Origin of the sequence: Rhodopirellula sp. UBA1907 (assembly GCF_002337565.1) — a bacterium.
GTDB lineage: Bacteria > Planctomycetota > Planctomycetia > Pirellulales > Pirellulaceae > Rhodopirellula > Rhodopirellula europaea.
Genome location: NZ_DDGH01000112.1, coordinates 2,754 through 3,111, shown reverse-complemented (window position 1 = coordinate 3,111; position 358 = coordinate 2,754). Strand labels below are relative to the sequence as shown.

The 358-nt window shown below is 57.0% G+C and carries 1 protein-coding gene; it reads right to left on the bottom strand.

Translation table 11 applies throughout. The features are described 5' to 3' along the window. The coding region (locus tag B2R17_RS27980; RefSeq protein ID WP_286766600.1) for a DUF1588 domain-containing protein at positions 1-358 on the bottom strand (358 nt) is incomplete at both ends.

Genomic DNA, 358 nt, shown 5'->3' with positions numbered 1-358 from the left:
GAATGAGCTCGATCGCATTGGCGACTTTCCCGTCCAGCGTAGGATCGCCTGAATCGATGATCTCGCCAGTGGTGTCGACGGGTTGGCGATGTTCAGTTTGTCGATACAGTCCCGCGTGGTTGTACATCTCAAATGGAAGACCAAGCGGATCCATTTTTCGGTGGCAGGTCCAGCAATACTCTTCGCGTGTGACTCGCATCCGTTCGCGAAGCGATGTTCTCGGTTCGTCGGGCAACATCGCGTCGACAGTGATCGGGACATCGGGGATCGCACCGCCAATCAATCGTTCTTGGATCCAGCGGCCTCGGCGAATCGCGTGGTTGTCCATCGCATCGGAGTGTGAGACCAGCCAACTGGG